Origin of the sequence: Campylobacter sp. BCW_6467, from assembly GCF_001762855.1 — a bacterium.
Taxonomy (GTDB): domain Bacteria; phylum Campylobacterota; class Campylobacteria; order Campylobacterales; family Campylobacteraceae; genus Campylobacter_D; species Campylobacter_D jejuni.
Genome location: NZ_MJXP01000037.1, coordinates 1 through 2,725, shown reverse-complemented (window position 1 = coordinate 2,725; position 2,725 = coordinate 1). Strand labels below are relative to the sequence as shown.

Below are 2,725 nucleotides of genomic sequence, written 5' to 3'. Positions count from 1 at the left end.
CAAGATTTATTCGATGTTTTAAATGAAGATTTTACCAAAGAATATGAATTCATAGATAGTCCTACTTTAGATGATATGGTAAAACACAAACAAAGTGATGAAGTTTTTAAAGTGTTTTATAAAAAAGATGATAAAATAAGATTGCTTAGAGTTAGCAATATGCAAGCTTTAAATCGTTTTGATAAACTTAAAGGTGCAATGACAAAAATAATTTTAGATAGTGGTTTTAAACCTGATAAATAAAAAGGATTAATATGTGTAAAGATCAAGAATATATAGAGCAAAGAAAGGTTTTATGGGAAAAAAGTTTTGAAGCCTTTAAAGATGATAAAGTGTATCAAAAAGAACAGCTTGAACTTGCAGAAGCAGGAATTAATGATGGCTTAGAGGAGGATTAATTATATAATTAGCCATATATTTATATTAGTTTTTTTTAAAAAACCGTTTTTACTATTCTTTAATCTTTTATATTGTATTTTGATTGTCTTATTTATGTAATTTTATATATAAAAAAAGTTTTTTCCAATTTTACAACAAAACCCTTTATGGTATAATAAAAATAAAAATTATATAAGAAAGGATACAAATGGCTATAAAAATTGAAATTAGCGGATTTGATAAGGATTTTTTACCTGTTTTTGAGAGTTTAGCTAAAAGCTTATCTCAAAAGCCTATTTTATCAATGTTTTTTCTTGTTTTTTGAGCAAAAACTTACGCATACCCTTTTTTCATTTTTTGTTTCTTTAACCTCTCAAAAAAAATTTGTGCCTCATTAAAACTTGGAAATACATTATTTTTTCTTCCTGTACAACTTTTAAAACGCACATTTCCGTAAACTCTCTCAACCATATATTCCTCAAATAGAGTGGCAATAATTTCTATGCTATAATAGCGAATGTTTCCTTTCTCAGTTATTCTGTGCAACAAAACATTATTCATAAAAAAACCTAATTAAAAATTATTTATTTTATTCAAAAAATCATTTTTAAACATTTTTTCTATAGCAAGCTTAATCATTTGATTAATTTTCTCATTTTCTTTATTTGTATTAGAAATTTCATCTTTGTAAGTAGGAATCATCATTTCTATCATTTTTAATGTTTTTTCATCAAATAATACTCTTTTTGGAATTAATATTTCATTTTTTTGAATATTTTCATTATTTATTGTATTTTTTTCCATTTTTATCCTTTATTTGTTAAAATATATAAATTATACCATAATATTAATAAAAAATTGTATAAATAGACAAATAATGCAAAAATATAAATATTTTTATGGTATAATTTAAAATATATAACATAATCTTATATCAAAATAAGCCTATTAAAATATATATTTTGATATTAACACAAGTAAATAAATATAACATAATGTTAAATTATGTTATAAAAAAAAGGATATAAATAAAATGAAACTTAAAAATACTACAATAAGCGAAGATTTAGAGCGTTGGATAGAAGCTTATTTGAAACATATTCAAGCATTATCCTATTCAAATAATACTTTTTTACTTTATAGGCGTATTTTACTAGATCTTGTAGAATATTCTTTAGATTATCAAGATAAAATGCAAATAAACGATATAAAAACGACTTTTTTAGTCAATTTTCTTAATTATTTAGAAAATAATTCAAAAAATGGCAATAAACTATCAAAAAAAAACAAAAATAACTTATTTGAGAGTATTAACTAGCTTTTTTTCTTTTATAAGCGATAATAATGATGATTTGTTTGTTTTTTCCTTTGATATGAAGAAAATTAGATTTAGAACAGAAAAATCAGAAGAAAAATTAAATTATCTTAATGAAAATGAAATTATAAGGCTAAATAATGTTTTAGAGAAAGAAAAAGCAAAAAAAGAAGTTTACAATAGTTTTAGAAATTCTTTACTGATAAAACTTATGCTTTATGGAGGACTTAGAATTTCTGAAGCTTTAAATGTAAAACTTTGTGATTTTGAAGAGGTTGATGATGAAATATTAAAAATATCCATAATAGGCAAGGGCGGTAAAGAACAATTTGCATTTATTAAAAAAGAAGAAGTAGATGATGAGCTTGAATATTTTAAAGAAAATATCCAAGATAGTGATTACATAATGCAAACTAGCACAGGAAAACATTTAAATAGAAGCAATGCTTTTTTGATTGTAAATAATATTTATGCTAAAGCTTTGATCAGTAAAAAAGGACTTCATTTGCTTAGACACACTTTAGCCATGAGATTAACAGCCAAAGGAACAAACCTTGTGGTCATACAAAAAATTCTAAGACATGCAAATCTAAATACTACTACTATATATGCCAAAGCAACAAATGATACAATAAAAGCTGCGTTATTGAATAATTAATTTTTCTAAAATTGAGTATTTACATAGACTTCTTTTTGAAGTCTATGCTGTAAATCTTTCTAATAAAAGTTTAGGTTCTCCGCCAAGTATTTTGATGAAATTTGCAATTCTTGATTGTATCATTTCTACGGAATACATACTTCCTAAACCGCCTAAAGCATAAAATAATTCTTTGAAAATGTCTTCTTTGTTAAATTCAAGTTCTTCTATATCAATAAGATCAGGAGTTTGGCTACCTTTTTGTAATTCTTGATATATTTCAACCAAAATATTAATTCTTTCTGGATTATTTTTAGTTTTTAGATAAGAATTTAAGTGTATTATTAGGGTTTTTATGAGTTTTTCTCTATTTTCTTTATTTTCAACCCCCCCCC

General features: G+C 23.6%; 7 protein-coding genes. 4 read left to right on the top strand and 3 right to left on the bottom strand.

Going from position 1 to position 2,725, the window contains the following annotated elements; all coding sequences use genetic code 11:
• Both AJ888_RS05015 and AJ888_RS09210 read left to right on the top strand, forming a co-directional pair.
• On the top strand, positions 1 to 243 hold a 243-nt coding region (locus AJ888_RS05015; RefSeq protein WP_002871600.1), incomplete at its 5' end, for a hypothetical protein.
• Between the two features lie 11 nt (positions 244 to 254).
• Positions 255 to 398, top strand: coding sequence for a hypothetical protein (locus tag AJ888_RS09210; protein WP_002807233.1), 144 nt, complete (start codon positions 255 to 257; stop codon positions 396 to 398).
• Positions 399 to 711: 313 nt separating this feature from the next.
• Here the strand turns inward: AJ888_RS09210 and AJ888_RS05010 are convergent, their stop codons facing one another.
• Positions 712 to 939, bottom strand: coding sequence for a WGR domain-containing protein (locus AJ888_RS05010; RefSeq protein WP_002799350.1), 228 nt, complete (start codon positions 937 to 939; stop codon positions 712 to 714).
• 12 nt (positions 940 to 951) lie between these two features.
• Positions 952 to 1,182, bottom strand: coding sequence for a hypothetical protein (locus AJ888_RS05005; protein ID WP_002779694.1), 231 nt, complete (start codon positions 1,180 to 1,182; stop codon positions 952 to 954).
• 229 nt (positions 1,183 to 1,411) lie between these two features.
• On the opposite strand from AJ888_RS05005, the gene AJ888_RS09630 reads away from it, so the two are divergent.
• Positions 1,412 to 1,696, top strand: a complete 285-nt coding sequence (locus AJ888_RS09630; protein ID WP_070296166.1) for a hypothetical protein — start codon at positions 1,412 to 1,414, stop codon at positions 1,694 to 1,696.
• A 55-nt stretch (positions 1,697 to 1,751) separates the two neighbouring features.
• Positions 1,752 to 2,351 (top strand): tyrosine-type recombinase/integrase, encoded by a 600-nt coding sequence (locus tag AJ888_RS09625; protein WP_079744356.1) that lies wholly within the window; start codon positions 1,752 to 1,754, stop codon positions 2,349 to 2,351.
• 42 nt (positions 2,352 to 2,393) lie between these two features.
• Here the strand turns inward: AJ888_RS09625 and AJ888_RS04990 are convergent, their stop codons facing one another.
• Positions 2,394 to 2,687 carry a hypothetical protein gene (locus AJ888_RS04990; RefSeq protein WP_180753251.1) on the bottom strand — a complete coding sequence of 98 codons (294 nt, stop codon included), beginning with the start codon at positions 2,685 to 2,687 and terminating at the stop codon, positions 2,394 to 2,396.
• Between the last annotated feature and the right edge of the window lie 38 nt (positions 2,688 to 2,725).